The sequence below is a fragment of the Rhodoplanes roseus genome (assembly GCF_003258865.1).
Taxonomy (GTDB): Bacteria; Pseudomonadota; Alphaproteobacteria; order Rhizobiales; family Xanthobacteraceae; genus Rhodoplanes; species Rhodoplanes roseus.
Genome location: NZ_NPEX01000808.1, coordinates 1 through 274, shown reverse-complemented (window position 1 = coordinate 274; position 274 = coordinate 1). Strand labels below are relative to the sequence as shown.

The window sequence follows — 274 nt, the reverse complement described above, 5'->3', positions numbered from 1 at the left end:
CGGTGCTCGCAGATGAGCTGCCCGATGCGGTCTTCTCCGATGCTGGTGTTCTGGTGAACTGGTTGCGTTGCGTGAAGTCGGACGCCGAAATTGCGCTGATCCGGCAGGCGGCCCGCATCACCGAGCGCATCATGCAGCGTGCCGTCGACCTGATCGACGTTGGTGTTCCGCAAAGCGAGGTGGCGGCTGCCATTCTCGAGACCGGCGTTCGCGGCATACCGGGCGAGGGGGGATATGGCGGCGATTATCCCGCCATCATGCCGTTGATGCCGAG

At 63.9% G+C, this 274-nt stretch carries 1 pseudogene; it reads left to right on the top strand.

Annotation, left to right across the window (positions count from 1 at the left end):
* Positions 1–274 (top strand): annotated as a pseudogene (locus tag CH341_RS34905) (ectoine hydrolase DoeA); the annotation flags it as partial.